Source organism: Tenacibaculum sp. FZY0031, from assembly GCF_036350695.1.
In the GTDB taxonomy this organism is placed as follows: domain Bacteria; phylum Bacteroidota; class Bacteroidia; order Flavobacteriales; family Flavobacteriaceae; genus Polaribacter.
Genome location: NZ_JAZDVY010000005.1, coordinates 1 through 21,704, shown reverse-complemented (window position 1 = coordinate 21,704; position 21,704 = coordinate 1). Strand labels below are relative to the sequence as shown.

22 protein-coding genes are annotated in these 21,704 nt (G+C 29.5%); 7 read left to right on the top strand and 15 right to left on the bottom strand.

All coding sequences use genetic code 11. The features are described 5' to 3' along the window. Window positions 1-17: 17 nt before the first annotated feature. Window positions 18-626 (bottom strand): class I SAM-dependent methyltransferase, encoded by a 609-nt coding sequence (locus tag V1T75_RS08025; protein ID WP_330488033.1) that lies wholly within the window; start codon window positions 624-626, stop codon window positions 18-20. A 207-nt stretch (window positions 627-833) separates the two neighbouring features. On the opposite strand from V1T75_RS08025, the gene V1T75_RS08020 reads away from it, so the two are divergent. Beyond that, window positions 834-1,142 (top strand): hypothetical protein, encoded by a 309-nt coding sequence (locus V1T75_RS08020; RefSeq protein ID WP_330488032.1) that lies wholly within the window; start codon window positions 834-836, stop codon window positions 1,140-1,142. 383 nt (window positions 1,143-1,525) lie between these two features. Beyond that, window positions 1,526-3,892, top strand: a complete 2,367-nt coding sequence (locus V1T75_RS08015) for an outer membrane beta-barrel protein (protein WP_330488031.1) — start codon at window positions 1,526-1,528, stop codon at window positions 3,890-3,892. A 123-nt stretch (window positions 3,893-4,015) separates the two neighbouring features. Here V1T75_RS08015 and V1T75_RS08010 read toward each other — a convergent pair whose 3' ends face one another. From V1T75_RS08010 to V1T75_RS07995, 4 genes are all read right to left on the bottom strand, one after another. Next, window positions 4,016-4,447: a hypothetical protein gene (locus V1T75_RS08010; protein WP_330488030.1), complete on the bottom strand. Its 432-nt coding sequence runs from the start codon at window positions 4,445-4,447 to the stop codon at window positions 4,016-4,018. A gap of 31 nt (window positions 4,448-4,478) precedes the next feature. Further along, window positions 4,479-5,603 carry a hypothetical protein gene (locus V1T75_RS08005; RefSeq protein WP_330488029.1) on the bottom strand — a complete coding sequence of 375 codons (1,125 nt, stop codon included), beginning with the start codon at window positions 5,601-5,603 and terminating at the stop codon, window positions 4,479-4,481. A gap of 466 nt (window positions 5,604-6,069) precedes the next feature. After that, the gene (locus tag V1T75_RS08000) at window positions 6,070-7,239 is read right to left on the bottom strand and encodes a helix-turn-helix domain-containing protein (protein ID WP_330488028.1); all 1,170 of its coding nucleotides are present in this window, start codon (window positions 7,237-7,239) and stop codon (window positions 6,070-6,072) included. A gap of 114 nt (window positions 7,240-7,353) precedes the next feature. Continuing rightward, window positions 7,354-7,716 carry a helix-turn-helix domain-containing protein gene (locus tag V1T75_RS07995; protein WP_330488027.1) on the bottom strand — a complete coding sequence of 121 codons (363 nt, stop codon included), beginning with the start codon at window positions 7,714-7,716 and terminating at the stop codon, window positions 7,354-7,356. Between the two features lie 197 nt (window positions 7,717-7,913). On the opposite strand from V1T75_RS07995, the gene V1T75_RS07990 reads away from it, so the two are divergent. The 5 genes from V1T75_RS07990 (at window position 7,914) to V1T75_RS07970 (ending at window position 13,606) form a co-directional block, all read left to right on the top strand. Next, on the top strand, window positions 7,914-8,108 hold the full coding sequence (locus V1T75_RS07990) for a TIGR04149 family rSAM-modified RiPP (protein WP_330488026.1): 195 nt from the start codon (window positions 7,914-7,916) through the stop codon (window positions 8,106-8,108). A gap of 64 nt (window positions 8,109-8,172) precedes the next feature. Beyond that, window positions 8,173-9,690, top strand: coding sequence for a radical SAM peptide maturase (locus V1T75_RS07985; RefSeq protein WP_330488025.1), 1,518 nt, complete (start codon window positions 8,173-8,175; stop codon window positions 9,688-9,690). Continuing rightward, complete coding sequence (locus V1T75_RS07980; protein ID WP_330488024.1) at window positions 9,687-10,949, top strand: TIGR04150 pseudo-rSAM protein; 1,263 nt, start codon at window positions 9,687-9,689, stop codon at window positions 10,947-10,949. Before V1T75_RS07985 ends, V1T75_RS07980 begins: the two co-directional genes overlap by 4 nt. Beyond that, window positions 10,934-11,473, top strand: coding sequence for a TlpA family protein disulfide reductase (locus tag V1T75_RS07975; protein WP_330488022.1), 540 nt, complete (start codon window positions 10,934-10,936; stop codon window positions 11,471-11,473). The genes V1T75_RS07980 and V1T75_RS07975 overlap by 16 nt, the downstream gene beginning before the upstream one ends. A 69-nt stretch (window positions 11,474-11,542) precedes the next feature. Beyond that, the gene (locus V1T75_RS07970) at window positions 11,543-13,606 is read left to right on the top strand and encodes a S41 family peptidase (RefSeq protein WP_330488021.1); all 2,064 of its coding nucleotides are present in this window, start codon (window positions 11,543-11,545) and stop codon (window positions 13,604-13,606) included. 829 nt (window positions 13,607-14,435) lie between these two features. Here V1T75_RS07970 and V1T75_RS07965 read toward each other — a convergent pair. From V1T75_RS07965 to V1T75_RS07925, 10 genes are all read right to left on the bottom strand, one after another. Next, on the bottom strand, window positions 14,436-14,858 hold the full coding sequence (locus V1T75_RS07965) for a hypothetical protein (protein WP_330488020.1): 423 nt from the start codon (window positions 14,856-14,858) through the stop codon (window positions 14,436-14,438). Window positions 14,859-14,865: 7 nt separating this feature from the next. Continuing rightward, the gene (locus V1T75_RS07960; RefSeq protein ID WP_330488019.1) at window positions 14,866-15,003 is read right to left on the bottom strand and encodes a hypothetical protein; all 138 of its coding nucleotides are present in this window, start codon (window positions 15,001-15,003) and stop codon (window positions 14,866-14,868) included. Between the two features lie 40 nt (window positions 15,004-15,043). Then, window positions 15,044-15,367, bottom strand: coding sequence for a hypothetical protein (locus tag V1T75_RS07955; protein WP_330488018.1), 324 nt, complete (start codon window positions 15,365-15,367; stop codon window positions 15,044-15,046). 6 nt (window positions 15,368-15,373) lie between these two features. Then, entirely contained in the window at window positions 15,374-15,814 is a 441-nt protein-coding gene (locus V1T75_RS07950) for an RHS repeat domain-containing protein (RefSeq protein WP_330488017.1), read from the bottom strand. A 690-nt stretch (window positions 15,815-16,504) separates the two neighbouring features. Further along, on the bottom strand, window positions 16,505-16,834 hold the full coding sequence (locus V1T75_RS07945; RefSeq protein WP_330488016.1) for a YegP family protein: 330 nt from the start codon (window positions 16,832-16,834) through the stop codon (window positions 16,505-16,507). Between the two features lie 21 nt (window positions 16,835-16,855). Next, a complete protein-coding gene (locus tag V1T75_RS07940; RefSeq protein ID WP_330488015.1) occupies window positions 16,856-17,524 on the bottom strand; it encodes a hypothetical protein in 669 nt (222 codons plus the stop codon). A 22-nt stretch (window positions 17,525-17,546) separates the two neighbouring features. Next, window positions 17,547-18,467, bottom strand: coding sequence for an RHS repeat domain-containing protein (locus V1T75_RS07935; protein ID WP_330488318.1), 921 nt, complete (start codon window positions 18,465-18,467; stop codon window positions 17,547-17,549). 658 nt (window positions 18,468-19,125) lie between these two features. Further along, a complete protein-coding gene (locus V1T75_RS16400; protein WP_443082045.1) occupies window positions 19,126-19,224 on the bottom strand; it encodes a YegP family protein in 99 nt (32 codons plus the stop codon). A gap of 1 nt (window position 19,225) precedes the next feature. Continuing rightward, window positions 19,226-19,603 carry a hypothetical protein gene (locus V1T75_RS07930; protein WP_330488014.1) on the bottom strand — a complete coding sequence of 126 codons (378 nt, stop codon included), beginning with the start codon at window positions 19,601-19,603 and terminating at the stop codon, window positions 19,226-19,228. Window positions 19,604-19,610: 7 nt separating this feature from the next. Continuing rightward, window positions 19,611-21,704 (bottom strand): RHS repeat domain-containing protein (locus V1T75_RS07925; protein ID WP_330488013.1); only part of this gene is annotated, 2,094 nt, incomplete at its 5' end.

Below are 21,704 nucleotides of genomic sequence, written 5' to 3'. Positions count from 1 at the left end.
TAAATGTGGTAGCTTATTTATTTTTGAAGGTGTTTCTTTTTTGCCACAATATGAAAAACATGCCAAAACTTTTCTTTTCCAGATAATGTTTTTCCTTTTTTAGAAACTTCATTAAAATAAAGAAGCTCAAACTTATCAAACAAGTTTTTTACATCTTGTATATTGTGAAAAGTCATGTCAGAATTAGAACTCCAAGAATCTTTTGGACCAAAAAAATGTCCACAAAAAAATCCTTCAGGAGGTATACATTCGATGATGTTCAACCATAATTTATCAAATTGATTAGGAGGACAAAAAGGAAGTGAAAAAGAAGCATTAACCAAATAAGCAGAAGGTAACTTTTCTAAATTCTCAAAAGAAACGTTACTAAATTTTAATAATTTAGAATGTTTAGGAGCTAAGTTTTGTTGCAGGTAAAGTAATGAGTTAGGGTTACTGTCTATGGCAACTACAGAAAAACCATTTTCTAACAAAGCAAATGTATCTACCCCATTACCACAACCCAAGTCTACAGCTGTTTTTTCTGTTATATTATCTTGGGTGGCTATAAAATCTAAAGCTTTACGAAGTGTATAAGCTGGGGGATGTTTTTCTTTTTTAATTTTATTATAATGCTCTTTCCACATTCATTATACTTTTTCTGAGATAAACAAATATAACGAAGTATTACACTGTTTAAATTAAAAAATAAAACATTCTATTATATTTTAACTTTTATACAAGTAAAAGGCTTATACATATGTTTTTAACTAGAAGAAGTTATATGTTTTTTTTAGCGAAAGCAAGTGTGAAATTAACATTTTTTCAAGTTAATTTTAGTAAGTTTACAAGTAATGAAAAAAGGATGGTTAAAGAATAGCGTAACCTATTTATTCCTTGTGCTTTTTCTATCAGTGAAAATGACAGGAATTCATGTATTGATGCATACAGATGATATGGATCATGCAGTACATTGTACCATGTGTGACCATAGTATAACACATGATTTAACTCCTGCACTTACTCCTAATTTCCAAAATTTAATTATTGATAGGTTTGAAATTATAGTTCAAAAATCAATTATTAAAAATTACAGGTTTATTGCTATAAGTAATTTTACTTTATATAAATTCTTCTCCAGACCTCCTCCTTTGTTAGTATAATTTTTTAGAGAAAAACAAAGTATAAATATCATCTTGGTTTTTATAAGTTATTCTAGTTTCTTTTAATGATAGCGTAATCAAAAGTTAAAACCTTTGGATTATAAAATGCGTCTAAATATTTAGAGCAAGTAAAAAGCTATGTGTAAAGAAAAAACATTTCCACATTCAATTTTTTGAAAATAATTGCAACTTTTTAAAAAGGAGTTGAAGAATATTTTATGCAACTAATTGTAATGGAAAACTTCTAGAACTTAAAAAATCAAAAAAAAAATAAGTCATTCTTAAGTAGTACTTAATATTTAGGGATTTGTGTAAAACGAGAAACTAAATATGTTGAATGATTATAGATAGTAAATCTATCTAACCAAAAAATAAATTAAATAATGAAAAATTATATCAAAATACTTGTACGTTACTTTTTAATTCTTTTCCCATGGTTTGTTTTTTCACAGGAGGTTGAAGTTAAAGGAGTCGTTAGTGATGTTACAAATCAAGTATTACCAGGTACAACTGTTTTTATAAAAGGAAGTAATAAAGGAACAGTAACCAATTTAGACGGGAAATATTCAATAAAAACAACTAAAGGAGCTGTTTTGGTATTTTCTTTTGTAGGAATGATTACGAGAGAAAAAAAAGTAACTGATGAAGAAAAGATAAATATAACCTTAAAAGAAGATGTTAATGCATTAAAGGAAGTAGTAGTTAATTTTAAAAAACCACTTATTGAAGCTGGTAAAGGTAAATTAACATTTAACCTAAAAAAATCTACTCTTACAACAGGACAATCTGCTCTTGATATGTTAAAAAAATTACCAGGCATAAATGTAGGACAAAATGATGCTATTTTATTTAGAGGCGCGTCTGGGGTAAATATTATGATAGATGGTAAAATGACCTATTTATCTGGAGGACAATTGTCAAATTTATTAAAAGGAATGAGTGCTGAAGACCTTAAAAAGATAGAATTGATAACATCACCAACAGCCGAGTTTGATGCAGCAGGTAATACAGGTATAATTAATATTGTTCTCGAAAAAAAAATAAAAAAGGGTTATGCAGTCAATTTACGAACTACCATTTCAAAAGGAAAATACTGGATGACAAACGAAAATATTTCGGCAAGTTTACGTACAAAAAAAGTAAATTTATATGGTTCTTTTGATTATAATACGCCTCATAGATTTACCAAAAATAAAAGTGGAAATACCATCAATGAAAACGGAGAATCTCTGTGGCTTAGTCGCAAAAACGAAAGTAACTATAAAATAAAATATTATACTTGGCGATTTGGAACTGAATGGCAGTTTTTACCTAAACATAGTTTAAGTATTAACTATCATGGCTACTTTGATGACTTTAAAAAACAAAATTATTCTACAGTTAATAAATTTAATAATCTCAAAGAATTACAATCTTACACATTAACAGATAATAAAATAATTGAACCTTATCATTACGATGCGGGGAGTATGCACTATCTATTTGTAATAGATTCTCTTGGAAAAAAATTAACAGCAGATGCTAATTATACATCCTATAGAAATTATTCAGATGGAATACTGATAACAGATAATTATGATGCAAATCAAAATAAATTAAATACCAATGTACTCAAGTCACATCAACCAGGAAATGTAGATATTTTTTCAGCACAGATTGATGCTAATTTGCCTTTTAAGAAGTATGTTATTAAAACAGGTCTTAAATATGCTAAGGTTAAAAATGATAATCAATACGAATTTGAATCGTTAGAAGAGGGGGGGTATGAAAAAGTACCAGCATTAAGTAATCACTATAAATATAAAGAACAGATTGTAGCAGCATATATAACAGGATCAAAAGAAATAAATAAAACAACAATAGATGTTGGGCTTCGTGTAGAAAATACCAAAGCAGAAGGGTATACAGTAAAAGAAAATGAAACAAATGAATGGCAATACACTAAGCTGTTTCCCTCTTTTTCAATAGGACAAGTTTTAAATAAAGACAATAAAATTGACTTTTCGCTTAATAGACGTATCAATCGTCCATCTTACACCGATTTAAATCCAGTACGATGGTATAGAGATCAGTACTTCTATTATTCAGGAAACCCTAATTTAGTACCTGAATTGGCTTGGGTATATTCGTTTACATATAGCCTAAAAAATAACTATGTTTTTTCAGCAACGTATAACCAGAGTGATAATTTTATAAATCGAAGGCTTTTGGTAGATGATAATGGTACTACTATTAAAAGTCAAAGTGATAATTTTGGTAATCGAGAACGTTTTGATTTTACCGTATCAACCCCATTTAAGTTATATTCGTTTTGGAACTTACTTTTCTTTTCAGACATAAGTTATACTACGTATCCTATTTCACAAGTTTCAGGAGAAAAACAACTATCAAAGTGGGCTACAACATTTACATTACAACAAGATATTTCCTTGCCAAAAAACTATAAAATGAATCTTTCTGCACACTGGTTTTCATCGGAGTTACTTGGTTTGTACAGTACAAAAGCAACAGGTTATGTAGATTTCGGAATTAAAAAAACATTTCTAAATAAAAAATTAGTAGCGCAACTGACTATAAGTGATGTATTTAACACCAACCATTATGAAGCCTATTCTCAAAGTGATATTATAGATTATTACTATAACAACAAACCAGATTCAAGAAGGTTTGGTGTGACCTTACTTTATCATTTAGGAGGAAATTTAGTGAAAGAAAATAGAAAAAAAACAGAAGAACAAAAAAGGTTATGATTTTTTCTAAGGTAAATTCTTAGATTAAGATTTAGCAGAGTTCTTAAGAAAAAACAAAGAATGCCATCTTTTTAGAGTGGCATTCTTTGTTTTGATTGTTCTTTTAGTTTTTAGTGTGCAGTTTTAATTTCTGAAATCAGTTTTTTTTCTAAACACCATATTGATGCGGTACTTAGCTTCACTCCCAAAGATATCTATATCATTGCCACCACCTACACCCAAAGTTCCAGCAGTTGCATTATAAGCATCCACATACGCAAAGCCTAGTTTAGATAGTGCGTTTAATAAATCGGTTTGGTTTCTTATTCTTAATTTTTTTCTATTTTGAAGTAATGTTTCTAATTCTTCTAAGATATTTTGATAATCAGATTTTTTAGAGTCTATGGTAATATTTATACCCCCTAATAGTTTAGTGTTTTCAGAGGTTATAACTACATATTCTGGTAAGTCATTAACGTTTATGATACTTTTATCTACATGTTTAAGTTCTTGTGCTGATAATGATATAGATGTTAATACGATGATTACTGTTAAAATGTTTTTTATCACTTTCATTGTTTATTGGTTTTAATTGTTATTTAGGTTTTTATTGTTCTATAAATTTGGTGGCAACAGTCCAGTTTTTTATTTCTTGGTCTTTCATCCAGTACATGTCGTCCGCAGGGGCTGATTCTAATGTTAAGAAGTAAAAGTCAGGACCTTTATCAATACCTAAACACATTGTGAAATAAGTTAATTGATATTGGTGAGCTGGGTGATCTTTAGGTAAATCATTTGCGCTTATTCCATTGCCTCCCCAAGAGTGGATACCTAGCTTAGCCCCTCTAGTTACAATGCGTTCTTTACCTGCGCAAAACAAGTCTACTCCGCCTGATGAAATTTCACTGTCTGCCAATACCTTGGTGTTCAATCCTGCTTCACGAATTAACCTTCCTGTATGCATATTTACTTCATCGTTAACTGAGCCTGGTACATTTTGTAAGACAACGGTATTAACTTCTGGATGTTCTTTTATCAGGTCTTTAAATTGTTTATAGGCTTTGGTACCCAAGGTTCCGTTTAGAAAAACTTCCTCTCCTTTTACTTTTAAAGTGGTATCTCCCATTCCTACTAACTCTTCGCCAGCTATTAATTTAAAGGGTACTGTTTTTTCAGTATTTATATATTTTAGTCTTCCTTGACTGGTGAACTTTTTGTTGTTATCTGTTACATACATTTTTGCTTGGGAAGTTCCGGAGGCACGTACAGCTTTTTGCATTTCTTCTTGGTTTTCACCAAAATCCATAATATGTCCTTCTATAAGGATAGCTTGCAAAAGGTTTTCTTTTTTTTCTTCAAAATCACCCATCTGTAATAAGGTATATTGTTGATTGTTTTCTTTAAAAACGGTAATGGCAAACATCTGTTTTTTATTGCGTTCTGGCATAAAAAACGTTACTGCTTTGATGTCGTTACCTATGGTAAGTCCGTAATTTTTGGCAGCATTCATCTGCTCAGTAACCACACTATCTATATTTGCTTTGGTAATATTAGTATCAAATTCAGTAAAATTTGCCCAGCATTTTTCTTTGTACCAGTAGCCTTTTTTTCTTTCACATTTTTTGAGACTATTCGCTTTTTTTGTTTTTAATAATTGTTTAAGCGATTGTGCCTGCACATTACTAGCTAATGAAATAGCCAGGATAATCATAACGACTACGATTTTACTCATAATTATTCTCATTTTTTAAATTTTTTAAAGATTAGGTAGCCTACATATAGTGTTACAATAAGTAAGAAGGGGAGTATAAAAATCAAATCTACTCTGATTACTGTATTAGTGTAATTAGTATTTGTAATCCATTTTTGTATTTGAATCTCCCAAACTATATAACTGCTCCACAATAGGAACAAGAAAACCAGTAGAATTTTGTTCGTTTTGTTTGTAAACTTGTTCATGCTGTATAGCTATTTGTTTTTGCCATACAAAGATTTCTGAAAAAAAGTAATCAGCCTAAAAATGGGGGAGAGCAGAGGTTTGGATTTCGGATTTCAGTACAAAAAAACTATAAAATGGAGTGTTTATGTACATAATTCAGGAATCAGGACAAGGTGTTTTGAATTTGAGATCTCTTAAGATAGAAAAGTCAAAACCAAAATAGAGCTATTTAAGTTCTTTATATAAGATAAAAAATATGTTAGCTGTTTTGTTTTTGATATAGTGTAGGTGTTGTACCTACAATTTTCTTGAAAGCTGCATAGAAGGCACTCTTGCTATTAAAACCTACTTCGTTAGAAATTCCTTCAATACTTAAGTTTTGAGCTATCGGAGAAAGTAATAATTCTTTAGCTTTTTCAATCCTGAAGGTGTTAATATAAGTGTTGAAATTTACGTTACGTACTTTATTAATGGCACTAGAAACTGTTTTTGGATGTTTTTTAACAGCTTTAGCTACTTCAACAATTGTGAGGTCTTCTTTTATATAAAGTTTATTCAGTATTATATAATCTGTAACTTTTTTAACTAACAATTCTTGTTTTTCTAGGCTTTCTTTTTCCTGAACTTCTCCTTTTTCTGGTGTAAAATTAGAAGTTTTCTTATTATTTGATAGTTGGCTAGTAGCAGTTATAGTTGTACTACTGGATACTACATTCTGAAACAACGGAGAAATGTTTTTTTGTAAAATACCTCGAAGTGAAACCCAATAGAGTAAAGCAACATTCACTAATGAAAAAAGGAGAGCAACCCAAAATGATTCTTTAAAAAAAGCAGCAAAAATACTAGAGATTATAAATAGCAGCCCAATAATAACAAATAACTTTGCCCATTGTAACTCCCTCTTTTCCGTTTTTGAAAATTGATTATGTACTTCTCCTATATGTAAATTAATCCATTGAACAGTTTTTATTGCTATCCAGATAGAATATAATATACCCAGTAACGAGAACAGTAAATAAGGAATTGATTCGTAAATAGTAGTTTGGATTTCAAGAGGGAAAAAGAAAATTATTAACTGAAAAATAAAGGATAGTATTCCGGGGTATAAATAAATATAATTAGATTTTTCAGGAAATACAGAGATATGCCTAACATATTTGTAAAATAACGGAAACATCAACCAAATAAAGTCAAATGGTAAATAGGTAAGTTGCGGGTAGTATTCTACCAGTTTAATGTCTGTTAGTATAGAAGGTATAAACTCTAATGAATAAGCTAAAATAAACAACCCCAAGAATAGAGTAGACTTCCTTTTACTTTGGTGTACAAATAATAATAACGACCCAAGAATAACTCCTTGTATTACGCCAAGAATATCTATAAGGGAAATTATGTTATAGTTTAAATCCAAAATTGTATAAAAATGCAAAGATGGTAATTTTTTAGCTCGGGTGAATTTAAACGGTAGAAAAATGATATGCGAATAGAGGAGAGTAAAATTGAAGAAATTTTATTCGTAGAAATTTTTAGCTACTAGCAATTACTAACAGTGTTTTTTTTCTAAATATTTTAGCCTGTCTATTAACGAGGAAATCATCTCATCTCTTTGTTTAATGGATTTTTCATAATTAGCAATAAGCTTTTCATAATAGTCTTTAGTTTTGATATCTTTTTTTTGTATAGGTAACTTTCCTTGACGTAAAATGAAGCATTGAGTTTGTAGTTTTTCAACCAAGTCAAAACCAAAATAGGAACTTAGTTTGTATAAATGTTGGCATGATATTTTACTTTTTCCGCTTTCCATATTAGAATATGTTCTTTGAGGAATGTCAAGGTAGTCGGCAACTTTTTGTTGAGAAATATTTTTCTCTTCTCGAATTTTTTTTAAGGTATATCCAATTTCCAAAATATAGTCAATTTTTTTTATCCTCTAAATTTAGAAAAAAAATGCTAAAGCCTAGTATTTTTTTTCTAACCATCTGTAAAATATTGTTTTACGTTTAGAGGGTGGTTTGAAGAAGTTTTTTTAAAAAACATATAATTCAACCCTAGGCGAAAACCGAAAAGCCTTTAACGAGTAGGTATCTCATAAATTCTATAATCATGAAGAATTTAAAATTATCAAAGCTAAATCATAATACACTTAGTAATGACCAACTAAAAAGTGTTTATGGAGGAGGATGTACTTGTGGTTGTTTTTATGCCAATTGTGGTGGGTCTAGTGTAGCGGCAAACAGCAGCGCAAACGCAGCTGACAATTTGCACTCAATTGGTCGTGGCGAACAAGGGCCTTGTTAGAGGGCAATTATAAATACAAGTGATGCCAGCATCACTTGTATTTTACAACTAAAAAAAAATTAAAATGTTAAACTATTGCACTTTTACATCAAACAATGGGAATCATTATTTTTATGATAAAGAAAACCGCATGCACATATGCCATCCTATACTAGCATGGTTAATTGATAATCCCGATTTTATACCACCTAAAAATGAAAATAATGTAATTTATTTAAAAGGGTATGGAGAGGTATTATATGATGAATTAACTTATTATCTAAAAAAATATCACGTTTTTGTTAAAAATGGATATTTTAACAAAGAAAAGAAAGATGAAAAGTTTTTATCAAAGAGATTAACTGAGTTAGATATAGAGAAGTCTCTTGCAAATATGCGTCAAGTTACTTTTGAAGTTACCGATTTTTGTAATATTGATTGCGAATACTGCTTTTATAGCTCTCTTTATAGGGATTATGATGAAAGAAATAATAAAAAACTAGATTTTCAGCTGGCTAAAAACCTTATAGATTTTTTAGTTCCTAAATGGAATTCTTCTTTAAATACATCGTTAGATAAACTAATATATATAAGTTTTTATGGGGGAGAGCCCTTATCTGGTATCCTAGTTATTAAAAAGATTGTCAATTATATCAAGTCATTAGATGTTAAAAAAAATAGGTTTGTTTTTACAATGACAACGAATGCAGTTATGCTAGCAAAGCATATGGATTTTATAGTAGAGAACAACTTTAATTTATTAATTAGTTTAGATGGAGATAAAGAAAACAACCAATACAGATACCTAAGAAATGGTAAAAGTTCTTATGATATTGTTGTTAAAAACATTGATTTATTGCGAGAGAAATATCCCGATTATTTTAAAACTAACGTAAACTTTAATGCAGTTATTCACAATAAAAATTCTGTTGAAGAAGTAAATGAGTTTTTTAAAGAGAGGTATGGAAAAGCACCCTCAATAGGAGATCTTAATACTTCAGGGATTGCTCCTGAATATCAAGAAAAATTCTTAGAGATGTACGCAAATTCTCATCATAGTTATACCAAGGCAAAAGATAAAAAAGTATTAGAAAATGACATGTTTTTAAACTTGCCAATAATTAAAGAAATGGCTGGGTTTTTATCTACAAGAAGTGGGAGTGTATATCAAGATTACAATGATTTAACAAGTACTAAAAGTTATGTTTCCCGAAAACCTACAGGAACTTGTACTCCGTTTTCAGTAAAAATGTTTGTGACTGTAAATGGAAAATTACTGCCTTGTGAAACGGTAGGACATCAAAATGGACTCGGGCAGGTAAATCGTTTTGGAGTAACTATTGACCTAAAAGATATTACAGAAAGATACAATACTAGTTATAATATTGTGGAGTCAAGATGCAACTCGTGTAATTTAAATGATTCGTGTTCTCAATGTATGATATATAATCATAGTTTGGATCTTGATTCTGCTTATGCTCCTCCGTGTAGTTCATATAAAAATGATAAAAAATTTACAGATGAACTTGCTGAAAAAATTTCTTATTTGGAAAGAAATAGAAATATATACGAAGAAATAATGACTAAAGTTATAACGATATGAGTCAAGAATCTTGCCTAATTATTGAACCAACGGTATCAATTTCCATAGTAAATAACGATTGTTTTTTGTACGATACTTTAAGTAAGAATAAAATAGAGTTTAAAGAACAGCCAGCGCTTATTAGTTTTTTAAATAAAGTAAGTGCAAACAATAATGTGATTAGATATTCATTAGAGGAAAATTCATCAGAAATAAACAATTTTGTAAAATTGATAAAGGATCATTTTATGGGAGATCTGATTCCTATAAATAAATTAAGCGATTTGCCTTTTCAAATGACAAATATTATAAATATTCAAAGAGATGAATCTAAATTAAGAACTGGAGATTCAAATTCATTGTCAATTGGTGAAAAAATAGTTTCCTATTTAAAAGAATTAAACATCCTTTTAAATAATCAGAAAAATGATGCTTTTTTAGAAAATGCTTACAATCAATTTTTATATTGTGGTAAGAATGAGCCTAGTAATGAACAATTGGACTATGATAAGTTACTCCGTTTTTTAGAAAAGATAAACTTGAATGAATTGACAAGTATAAATCTTACTGGTTCAGACATTTCAGCATATGAAAATATAGACAAGTTTTTAATGTATTTAGAACCATTTAAGCTCACTAAAAACTTATTTTTTCACATCGATGTTTTTAATGATCAAATAGATAGTTTAAAGCGATTACTTACTATTATTAATAATAAGTTCTGGTATAATGTTGTGCTATTTGTACATGTGAAGCATATAGATTTATTAAAAATAAAGAATGCTATTAATGTACTTACTGAAAAAAGAATTAAGCATAGGTTCCATTTTATTATAGAAAATGAAGAAGATTACTTTTCATCTGAGGCCACAATAAATGAGTTTAAAATAAGTGCTTATTCTATTTTACCTTTTTACAATAAAAAAAATATCGATTTTTTTGAAAAACATATCTTTCTGGAAAAAGAAGATATTTTAGCACAAGAACTAACCTTAAGAAAGGTTAACACTCTAAAAAAAGTTAATCCAAACTTTTTTGGAAAATTATATGTAGATAATTCAGGAAATATATTTACAAATGTTAATTTAGAAGCAGTTGGACATATAGCATTAAATTCTGTAGCGGATATATTACATACAGAATTAGATAAACAAAAGAGTTGGTTTGATATTAAATTAAATGACGATGTTTGTTCAAATTGTGTTTACAATACCATTTGTCCGCCAAAATCTAATTATGAATATTTTTTTAATAAAAGTAATTTATGTACAGTAAGATAGGCTTTGCTATTCTCGTATTAATTAGTATTAATTATACAAATCTTAATGCTCAGAATTCTAGAGTAGGAGAGGTTCATACGTTTAATTCTAAAATTAGTCTTCAACCTTTTATAAAGTCCCGTGATATCGTTACTGGTAGCGAGCTAGAATCTTATGATAAACCCATCGCTTTTTTATTCTGGTTATCTAGTTGCAGACCTTGTATAAATGAGTTTAATGCCATACAAAAAAATAAAATATACGATGAAATTAAAGGGAAGATTACAATGATTGTTGTTTCAGATGATACGCCAAATAATTATAATACCGCTAGGTTGATAGCTCAAAAAAATAACTGGGATTTTAACATGTATTTTGATAAGTATTTTCGATTAAGAAATAACCTTTTAAATTATTGGTATGGTGTTCCTCAAGTTTTGATAATGGATAGCAACAAAAAAATTGTTTTACATAAATTTGGATATAAAAAAGGAGATGAGGTTTTACTCTTAAAATCCTTATCTAGTCTTATTAATTCAGATTAACTCTAAAGTTTTTTTAATACTTCGTAGGAAGAGTTAATAGCAGTTTTTATAAATCAAATCAAATTATTGATGAAAAAAGAAGTAATATTTCTTTTAATCGCATGCTCTTTTTCTTTGTTTTCAATGTCTCAAGATGTATCCGATGTATGGATAATTAAAGGGAAAGATATTGGTTCAGGAATAATTTTTACACCTCAAGATTATATAAAAAAGGAATTAAATTATAGCAATCTTTTTGTTACTGCAAAAGAAAATTCTGAAGTAATTTCTCCAATATCTGGAAAGGTAGAAACATTGGATTATTCATATTACAACACCCTATCATACTCTTCAACATATGATATTCCAGAGATAAATGATTCGCTGAAACCTTTAGAAAAAGATAGAAAAATTAGAGAGATTATTGCAAATAATCAAAAGTTAACGCCTAGTAGAATATCGGTACTATTAAGTATTAAGGATGAAAAAGGGAGGGTGTATAGATTTTTAGGGATAAGACCTTTTAAGTTTTTTAAAACGGGTGATAAAATAAGAAAAGGAGAAACCATAGGGTATGTAGGTTATTCCTACCATTCTGTAGAAGCACCTTCTATAATGTTTTCAGTAGATTATAAAGGGAAACCTGTGGATCCGATGGGAATATTTGGGCTTACAACTACTTTTTTACCATCTTCAAAAAAAATAAAAAGACCTAGTTCTTATAAATTTTCTAAAAGTGAGTTGCTAAAGGATTTTATCGTTTTTAAAAACTCTTTGGAAGAAAGTCATCCAGGACTATATGATTATATATCTAAAAAAGAGTTAGACAGTGTTTTTGATTCGGTAGAAAAAAGATTGAAAAACTCAATGACTTCTCATCAGTTTAAAGCATCTTTAATGGGAGTATTAAAAGAGATTAGAGATAGCCATACAAACATAATTTCAAAAAAGAATCCCTCCAGAAAAATTACGTACCCACCTGTATTATTTGGAGTTACAAATGATAGTGTGATAGTTTATGCAACTCATCCGGATTATAAGCAGTATTTAAACAAGAGAATTGTTCGTATTGACCAAAAAGATGTTAAAAATTTAATTTTTAAGATAAGAAAACTTGTTTATGGAGGAGATGGGTATATCAATACAGTAGAAAAAAGAATATTGCTTTTTGATTTTTGGAAATATTATCACTTTATATCTTCAGAAGATGGTACAGATGGGTTAAGTCTTGAATTTAGTGATGGTTCTCGACAAAACTTTACGTATGTTCAAACCACTCTTAAAAGTTATGAACCAAATTACCAGCATTATTCAGCAAACTCTAATTTTTATGTATCTAACTTTAAGAATTCTACTTATTTACTTGATATCAATACATTTGAGCTTACAGAAAAAGACATCGATAGTATAGGGAGGTTTATTAAAAGTGTAAATGAGTTAGAATCGAGTAAGTTAATAATAGATGTTAGAGATAATTTGGGAGGTGAAGTTAACAATATAGAAAGATTATACTCTTTTATAGCAACCGCTCCTTTTTCAGTAACACAATATCAAAAAGTAAATTCAAATACCACATATCAAAGTTTTAAACATAGTTTAAATATACCTCAGAACCATGTGTTATTTGAGAATTATAGATATAGTGGAAATAAAAATGAGTATATCTTAGCTCAAGATAATTTTCCAACGATTAAACCAAATACAGAAATAAATTTTAAAGGAGACGTTTATCTTTTGATAAATGAGTTTTCTCAATCAGCATCGACTATATTTCCAGCTCTTTTTTTTAAACAAAAAAGAGGAGTGATAATAGGTAGAGAAACAGGATCAACCTATTACCAAATGAATGCTTTAAAATTTAATAGGGTACACCTAAAACATACAGATCTTGAATTGCGTATTCCTCTTGTAAAAGTTGTCTTTGATGAAGATGTAGATAAAGATATTCCATGGGGCAGGGGAGTTATTCCCGATTATATTGTTAGCTTACAATATGAAGCGTTTTTAAAGGAGACGGATCCAATAATAAGCAAGGCTCTGTTTTTAATAGAAAGTAAAAATACCTCCTTTCAAGAACGAGGGCATTTGACAAGCGTTTTAATATTAGTATTAGTTTTGTGTATCATCTTTTTTAAAAAGCTTTTTGTTCAGTAGCTACAAACTCACTAAGGAAAACCTACTGCCAAAAATGCCATTACTATCAAAGAACTTCTATTGCTAATAAAAAGTAAGAGAGAAATTTTCCCTCTTACTTTTTTAAATCTATTTTAAAATATTCAATTTCAAACTACCTTGCATAACTCTACTTCGACAAGCTCAGTAATCATTTCATTTTTAAATAATTCCCTTTATTAGAGATACTAAAATAAAAAAAAGCATACTCTTAAAAACAACAAAACCACAACATTACTGTTGTGACTTTATCTTTATTTATTATTTTAATAATTTAATTTCTAGTTGCTTACTCTTACTTGCCACTAGTAAATACTAGCGGGAGCGGGATAAAAATTTATTTAATAGTGTTTAATATACTATTAAATTCACTCTTAAATAGTTTAAAATTATTAGGATTTGTAATAAAAATAAACGCGTATATTCTCCCTTTATTGACAAAATTATATACATAACTATCTAAATTGTTTGTTCTGTTTTTAGAGTAATACCTATAAAAATATCGATGGTTTAAATTTATAACTTCTTCTTCCTCTATAAAGCATTTGCATTTTTCTAAATAAGAATTCTTGTAGCTACTGCTCTTAAAGCTATCTAGCCCTAATAGATCTATATTCTCTTTCTCAACAACAGTTAATACGTATTTAAATTGATTATCCTTATTAAAAACAGACAATGTAACTATATTACTGGATTCTATCTTGTTTATTGATATTTTGCTGTTTTTAGGGATTTCGAAATCAATAGACAACAAAGACTCTTCTATTTTATTTTGGGAGTAACTATTTAAAGCTAAAAAAAGAACAAATATTTAATCATTTTCATAATCTACTTTTTTAGGAAACAATCCTTTGAATATTATTAAAAGTGATATAAACATCATAATAAAAGCTACTGTAAATTGACTAGATTCATATTCTTCAGGAAAAAGAAGGTTAGTTCTGTTTTCATCTGTTAAAACTTTTACAACTTTTCTATTAGATACTAAATGACAAAACTTTTTACCTGCCCTTTTAATGTAAATTTTACCTTCAAACTCTAATTTACAATATCCTGTTCTAGAGTTAATTTTTTTACAATTTAAAGGTGCTTCTTTTATAGTGGCTAATACTTGTTCACCATTCTCATTTATTGACATTTTATCGTAGACTCCTTTAAAAATAATTAAAGATATAATTAAAACTAACCCTCCGCACAAGGCTAATAGTTTATTCCAGTTAATTTTACTAATCATAATATAATTATTGCTTTATTTTATCTTCTCCTAAAAGTTTTTTTAAAGAATTATTTGTCATTTCTTTAAGTGTATTATCTTTCGTTTCATTTATTACTTTTTCTGCTTTCTTAGCATTTTCATTTCTTTTTTGTAAGTTTCTCACATTCTTCTTAGCATCTTTTACAGCTTTTTGTCTACTAGGTCTATTTGTTGCTTCTATTCACCCTTTCTGCTCTGTCTAATTGTCTCTTTGCTGTTTTTATTTTAGATTTAGGAACTTTTTTTACTTTAATTTTAGGAATTGGAATTACTTTTGTGGCTATATCTACTGCTACCTCTTTAACATCTACTTTACCACTTTTAGCATCTTTACCTACTTGTTGTTTAGCCATACTACCTAAACCAGCTGTTGTGCCCATAGCGACTACCTTGTATACTTTTACAAAAGCATCAACAGCTTTTAGTGACGATAAGCCTCCTGTTGCAGCACCTGTTAATGTACTAACAAGTATTTTACCCCCATCCACATCTCTTCAAGCATCTACTCCAGTTTTTCCTTGAGCATAATTATTTGCAACTTGACTTCCATATTCTATAGCTGCACCAATTACAGCTCCCCAACACCATGGACATTCTCCATCAGGATCACTAACATTACTAGGATTATTCCAGCTATAATTATATGGTGTCAAATCAACTTGTACTATATCATCCGCTTTAGGGTCAATTACAAACCATCTACCTATGGTGGCATCATAATTTCTAGCACCGAAGTCGTGCCAGTTTAAATTCTTTCCACCAACTAAATCGTCTTGATATTCTTTACCATTATAGCCCCATTTTTGTGCTAAATCGTTTCCTATAGAAGAAGTCGCTCCGTTATATCCAATTTGCCTTAATCCAAATGGGTAGTAGTTTTTTTCCTGTATAATCTCTGTACTTGGGGTAATAATACCATCGTTGTTATTATCCATATACGATAGTCGTACATTTCCTAAATGGTCTTTGTATTGGTATACATAAGCCCCCTCTAACTCCCCCGAAGTGGGAGAACTTGTTTCTAAGGAAGTTTTAACTTTTACAATATATCAAGGAACTTGAAAAACCAGTAGCTAATATTCTTGTTAATTACTGATTTGTAATTATTTATAGTCATAATTTGACTTATGACCTAATTTACTACACTACCAAATACACCCATTCAAACTTTTGAAGGAAAATCTATGGATTTTTCTATCTACTCACAAAGATTTCAAGCTCAAAAAACAATCAGAATTCAAGAAAATAGGAAAACCAAGTGTCAAAAATGCCATTACTATCAAAGAACTTCTATTGCTAATAAAAAGTAAGATAGAAAATTTCTCTCTTACTTTTCTAAATCTGGTTTAAAATATTCAATTTCAAACTACCTTGTATAACTCTACTTCGACAAGCTCAGTAATCATTTCATTTTTAAATAATTCCCTTTATTAGAGATACTAAAACAAAAAAAGCATACTCCTAAAAACAACAAAACCACAACATTACTGTTGTGGCTTCATCTTTATCTATTATTTTAATAATTTAATTTCTAGTTGCTTACTCTTACTTGCAACTAGTAAATACTAGCGGGAGCGGGGGGTCCTTGGACTCATCTTTTCGCATTTCAACTATTTAATTAGCTACTAAGAAATCTCTTCTACTGTAGCATTTGGTGCATTCTTTTTTACAGAAGCTATACCATTTTCCATAGCTTCTTTACTTGAATACATTTCACTAGTTCCAATGATTTGTCCGTTAGCTGCTTTTAGATTAAAGTATGGACTTCCATCTTTAGCAGTTAATCTATCATACTTGTTATCATCTTGTGAATTAGTTTTAACAGATTCTATTCCGTTATTACAAGCTGCTTTAGTTGTATAAGCTTCACTAGCTAGAATAGTTTGTCCATTTCCAGCTTTTAAGTTAAATCTAAATTGTCTAGATTTATCTGTGTTGATTTCGAATTTTGACATAATTTAATATTTTATAATAATTTAATTAACTATTTCTTTCAATATCAACCTTTTGTTTGAGTCTTTATAAAAAGGTTTTATATATATAAAATACAAAAAATCCTCTTTTTTAACAATCATCAATTCATTTAATTCTTCAAAATTAGGAACATTTGGGTTACACTGTAAATCAATCTTATCAGAACTATTAAATGACATACCAAAAGTGTTTTTCAATGGAAATGAAAGATATAATCTATTTTTAGTTTTTTCTTTTATGTATCCATTACTAAAATTTTCTATAAAAAAATTCAATTTAGCAATATTGTCATTATCCTCATATGAAAAATTTAACTCGTCTAAAGAAAGAAAATTTGTATAAACTTTATTTGAAGACTTTTTTGAGACTTTATCATAAAAAAATGAAGATTCTTCTAAACTCATTAAACCTTCCGCCTTTCTTTTAAAAAGAATTATAGCATATTTTGATTTATCATAGGTATAAATAGAAACAGGAAATATAGAATCTTTAGATAGTGTATACTTATACAACAAATTTGAGTTTTCATTTTTTAAGATTTCTTTATAGTCTTTGGGTTCACTAACAAACCTTTTTGAAAAAGAACTTTTAACTCCAGAAAACATTGAAATTATATAATAAGAAAACACTCCTACAGCAACTAAAATTAACGCTAATTTGATTTTATTCATAATTATTTATCATTTTAAGTGATTACAATCCTAATAAAGGTACAAGAGAAGCAGATGTCCCACCAGAAAGAACAGTAGTTACAACTGCTGCGGCCACCATAGCAGCCCCGCCTCCAGGTTTCAATTTTGATTCAAATCTATTATGAACTCCACCTACTTCTTTCCCTATTGTGTTTGAAAGCGTTGGTCTCAAATCATTATCAATACCAACTCCTGAACCAAATGAATTTTCTCCAAAGCTTAAACTAGTTCCAACTTTTAATCCTGAACTAGAAATTGAACCTTTAAACTTTCCTATTTGTATATCCAAAGACAAACTAGTACTTGAATCAAGTGTTCTTCCATCCTCGCTAACAGTTTGCACCGTGTTAAGATTAATTACCTTCTTCTTTCCTGTTGTTTTGCTTTGAGTTAAAGATACTTCAACTTTATCACCTAGTTTACCTTCAATTACATCTTTAAACACTTGTTTTTTAACAGTGTGAGTAACTCCAAATATAGAGCTTTCATTTTTCTTTTTTTCATTACTACTAACTTCCTCCCTTGTAGCAGAAGAGTCAGGATTTCCTTTTGGAATAGCTGACACTGGTCTAATTGATTCTTTTAAATCTTTAATAGGGTCTTCTCCACAATCCCCATTAGGACAAGGTTTCATACCATCAGGGTCAATAAAGAAAATCGGATTATTGAACGCATAATTATATGGACTATGACGTCTCATCTGCTCAGCAAGTGGGTCTAAATTCATCCAACGACCAAGAGCAGCGTCATAATTTCTAGCTCCAAAGTCATGCCAATTTAAGTTATTTCCTCCAATTAAATCATCATTTAATTCTTTTCCATTATAACCCCATTTTTGAGCTAGTGAGTTTGCTAATGGAGACACATTACCATTATACCCTTTATGTTTGAGCCCAAAAGGATAGTAGTTAGATTCCTCTATGATTTCTGTACTTGCTGTTATGGTTCCATCATTATTTGCATCTGTATAACTTAACCTAACATTTCCTAAGTGGTCTTTGTATTGGTATATATAAGCCCCCTCTAACTCCCCCGAAGTGGGAGAACTTGTTTCTAAGGAAGTTTTAACTTTTATAATATATCAAGAAACTTGAAAAATCAGTAGCTAATATTCTTAGTTAACTGCTGGTTTATAGTTGTTTATTATCATAATTTGACTTATGACCTAATTTACTACACTACCAAATACACCCATTCAAACTTTTGAAGGAAAATCTATGGATTTTTCTATCTACTCACAACGATTTTCTACTGAAAAAGCAATCAGAATTCAAGAAAACAGGAAAACCTACTGCCAAAAATGCCATTACTATCAAAGTAACTTTTTTTTCTAATATGAAGTAAGATAGAAAATTTCTCTCTTACTTTTTTAAATCTAGTTTAAAATATTCAATTTTAAACTACCTTGTATAACTCTACTTGGGCAAGCTCAGTAATCATTTCATTTTTAAATAATTCCCTTTATTAGAGATACTAAAATAAAAAAAAGCATACTCCTAAAAACAACAAAACCACAACAGTAATGTTGTGGCTTCGTCTTTATCTATTATTTTAATAATTTAATTGCTAGTTGCTTACTCTTACTTGCCACTAGTAAATACTAGCGGGATCGGGGCATTTGGTGCATTCTTTTTTACAGAAGCTATACCTTTTTCCATGGCTTCTTTACTTGAATACATCCTATTTATTACTTAGATTAAATGCATCAACCCCATCAATACTTATTAAATACTCAAATTTATCATTCACAAAATCGAAGTCAAAATCATAATCATGTTTATGATTTCTATTAGTTTTAAAATGCCTAAATGATGTTACTAAACTGTCTTTATAAAATACAGTCCAATCATTTTCTCCATATCCGTTTGGTATTACATTTTTGCTTCCTTCATTGAAAATGATATAATCTTTAAGTTTGTTGTTTTCATCTAAAGTCTTTAGCTTTATTTTTAAGTCACTTCTTTTTATATTCTCACTTGTCTTAATATTTAAATTGTTTTTTTTACAAGAAAACAAAGAAAAAATTAAAATTAGAGGTAAATATTTTATACTCTTCATATTTTATTTATTGGTTTGGAGAATATCCTTTCGTTATAAATTTACTATTCTTATATGTATTAAACGGTTTTGCTTTTGGATAATTTCCACCTGTTAGCCCTAATGCTCTTTTACCTTGATCATAACTACCACCTACCATATAAGTTTTTCCAAAAGAAAAACCAAAACTAGGTATTTGACCACTTCTAGCAACAGATGTTCTTCTCTCATAAGGAGAAAATGAAGGGTATGAAGAAGATTGTTGACCACTAACCTCAACATTTTCAAAATTATCTAGACTAGAAATATTTTCAGCAAAAGAATTTCCTTCATCTCCTAGCATATCCAATTCATTTCCAGTATTACACCCATAAAAATTACAACTTGCTCCATCACTTTTCCAGTTAAAATCAATATCTCCCCATCCTTCTAGAGTCATTTGTGAATTTCCTAGTGCATTTTCTGATGTATCTTTTGTTCCTATAGGTCCATCCCAACCAGCATGAGACCAGACACCTACTTCAGAGGTCTCACCATACTTATCACTATACTTTCCAATAGCTTCTGATGACTTAGATTTTATTTCACTAATATCAGATACTGCTATTGTTAACACTATATCTTTACTGCTATCAAAATTTTTGCTACTTTCTATATCTTTTTTTCTTGTTTCTGCTGCAGCTTTAAATGCTGCATCTCCTTCTTTATTCCCTTTAGTATAAAACAAAAGAATAATATCTTCTGGTTTCATTCCATCTGGGTCTATAAACCTTAAAGGGTTATTGAAAGATACATTATAAGGAGAATGTCTACGCATCTGTTCAGCAAGTGGGTCTAGGTTCATCCATCTACCTAAGGCAGCATCATAATTTCTTGCTCCAAAGTCATGCCAATTTAAGTTAGTTCCACCAACTAAATCATCTTGGTATTCTTTACCATTATAACCCCATTTTTGAGCTAATGAGTTTCCATGTGGTGAAGTTACATTATTATATCCTTTATGTTTTAAACCAAAGGGATAGTAGTTACTTTCCTCTATAATCTCAGTACTTGGAGTAATAACACCATCATTGTTATTATCTGTATAAGATAACCTAACATTTCCTAAATGGTCTTTGTATTGGTATACGTAGCTAAATGAGTTAGCATCTTTTTGTACATAACCCTCTGCATGGTTAAAAAACTGTAATACACCATTTTCATACTTATAGTTTCCTGCATATTCGGTAGTGGTACTATTGGCTACTTTTCTCAGTTTGTTTCCTGTAGCATCGTAAGTATAACTAATAGTACCGCCTGCTAAGGTTACATTTACAGGTAAGTTTAAATGATTGTAGGTAATGTTGGTAATGCCCTTATTCGCATCCGTTTTCATATTTCCATTGGCATCGTAGGTGTATTCTGTGGTTGTGTTGGCACCGTCTTTAAATCCATAATTATCATTACCGTTGTCTAGTACTTTGATAAGTTTATTACCATTATCATAAGTATAGACTAGCTTATCCATATCAGTAAATGTAGTACTGTTTTGCCAACCGTTTCGGTTTAAGGCTATAATATTTCCATTTTTATCATACGTAATCCCCGACACATTGTAATTTGTATTTGGAGCTCCTGTGGCACTTAATAGTCTATTCAGTGCGTCGTAGCTATAGGTGTATGTTTTAGAACTTGAATCTACATTTAACGTATTCCAACTAGTTTGGGCAATATTTCCGTTATACAAGGCTTTCAAAGGATCCGTAGGATGATTATATTCAATGCTAAAGTTAAACAAATCGTTGTCATTTTTACCATCTTCGTTGATGTTTTTTAACCAACCACGTATGTTGTACGAATAATCTACCTCTTGTAAAGTACCACCAACCTTTTTGGTTTTTAGTTGTCCTAACTCGTCATACTCATTAGCTACAATAGTTTCTGTAGCTTGACTATTTATTTTTTGGGCTTGTTCGAGTACTCTTCCCATATGGTCATAATTAAAAGTATCTACAATCACGATGTCAGTATTTCCTGACTTTTTATGCGTGGTTTTGGTTTCTAATACTTTACCAGAAAAATCTAGCTTACTCTCTACAATATCGGTAGTTTCTAATTCATCATTTTTAGAATACACATAAAT

Bases quoted from the DNA above. Each gene is read 5' to 3' on its own strand.
- V1T75_RS08025 (WP_330488033.1), bottom strand. From the start codon at position 626: ATGTGGAAAGAGCATTATAATAAAATTAAAAAAGAAAAACATCCCCCA.
- V1T75_RS08020 (WP_330488032.1), top strand. From the start codon at position 834: ATGAAAAAAGGATGGTTAAAGAATAGCGTAACCTATTTATTCCTTGTG.
- V1T75_RS08015 (WP_330488031.1), top strand. From the start codon at position 1,526: ATGAAAAATTATATCAAAATACTTGTACGTTACTTTTTAATTCTTTTC.
- V1T75_RS08010 (WP_330488030.1), bottom strand. From the start codon at position 4,447: ATGAAAGTGATAAAAAACATTTTAACAGTAATCATCGTATTAACATCT.
- V1T75_RS08005 (WP_330488029.1), bottom strand. From the start codon at position 5,603: ATGAGTAAAATCGTAGTCGTTATGATTATCCTGGCTATTTCATTAGCT.
- V1T75_RS07990 (WP_330488026.1), top strand. From the start codon at position 7,914: ATGAAGAATTTAAAATTATCAAAGCTAAATCATAATACACTTAGTAAT.
- V1T75_RS07985 (WP_330488025.1), top strand. From the start codon at position 8,173: ATGTTAAACTATTGCACTTTTACATCAAACAATGGGAATCATTATTTT.
- V1T75_RS07980 (WP_330488024.1), top strand. From the start codon at position 9,687: ATGAGTCAAGAATCTTGCCTAATTATTGAACCAACGGTATCAATTTCC.
- V1T75_RS07975 (WP_330488022.1), top strand. From the start codon at position 10,934: ATGTACAGTAAGATAGGCTTTGCTATTCTCGTATTAATTAGTATTAAT.
- V1T75_RS07970 (WP_330488021.1), top strand. From the start codon at position 11,543: ATGAAAAAAGAAGTAATATTTCTTTTAATCGCATGCTCTTTTTCTTTG.
- V1T75_RS07965 (WP_330488020.1), bottom strand. From the start codon at position 14,858: ATGATTAGTAAAATTAACTGGAATAAACTATTAGCCTTGTGCGGAGGG.
- V1T75_RS07950 (WP_330488017.1), bottom strand. From the start codon at position 15,814: ATGGATAATAACAACGATGGTATTATTACCCCAAGTACAGAGATTATA.
- V1T75_RS07945 (WP_330488016.1), bottom strand. From the start codon at position 16,834: ATGTCAAAATTCGAAATCAACACAGATAAATCTAGACAATTTAGATTT.
- V1T75_RS07940 (WP_330488015.1), bottom strand. From the start codon at position 17,524: ATGAATAAAATCAAATTAGCGTTAATTTTAGTTGCTGTAGGAGTGTTT.
- V1T75_RS16400 (WP_443082045.1), bottom strand. From the start codon at position 19,224: ATGTATTCAAGTAAAGAAGCCATGGAAAAAGGTATAGCTTCTGTAAAA.
- V1T75_RS07930 (WP_330488014.1), bottom strand. From the start codon at position 19,603: ATGAAGAGTATAAAATATTTACCTCTAATTTTAATTTTTTCTTTGTTT.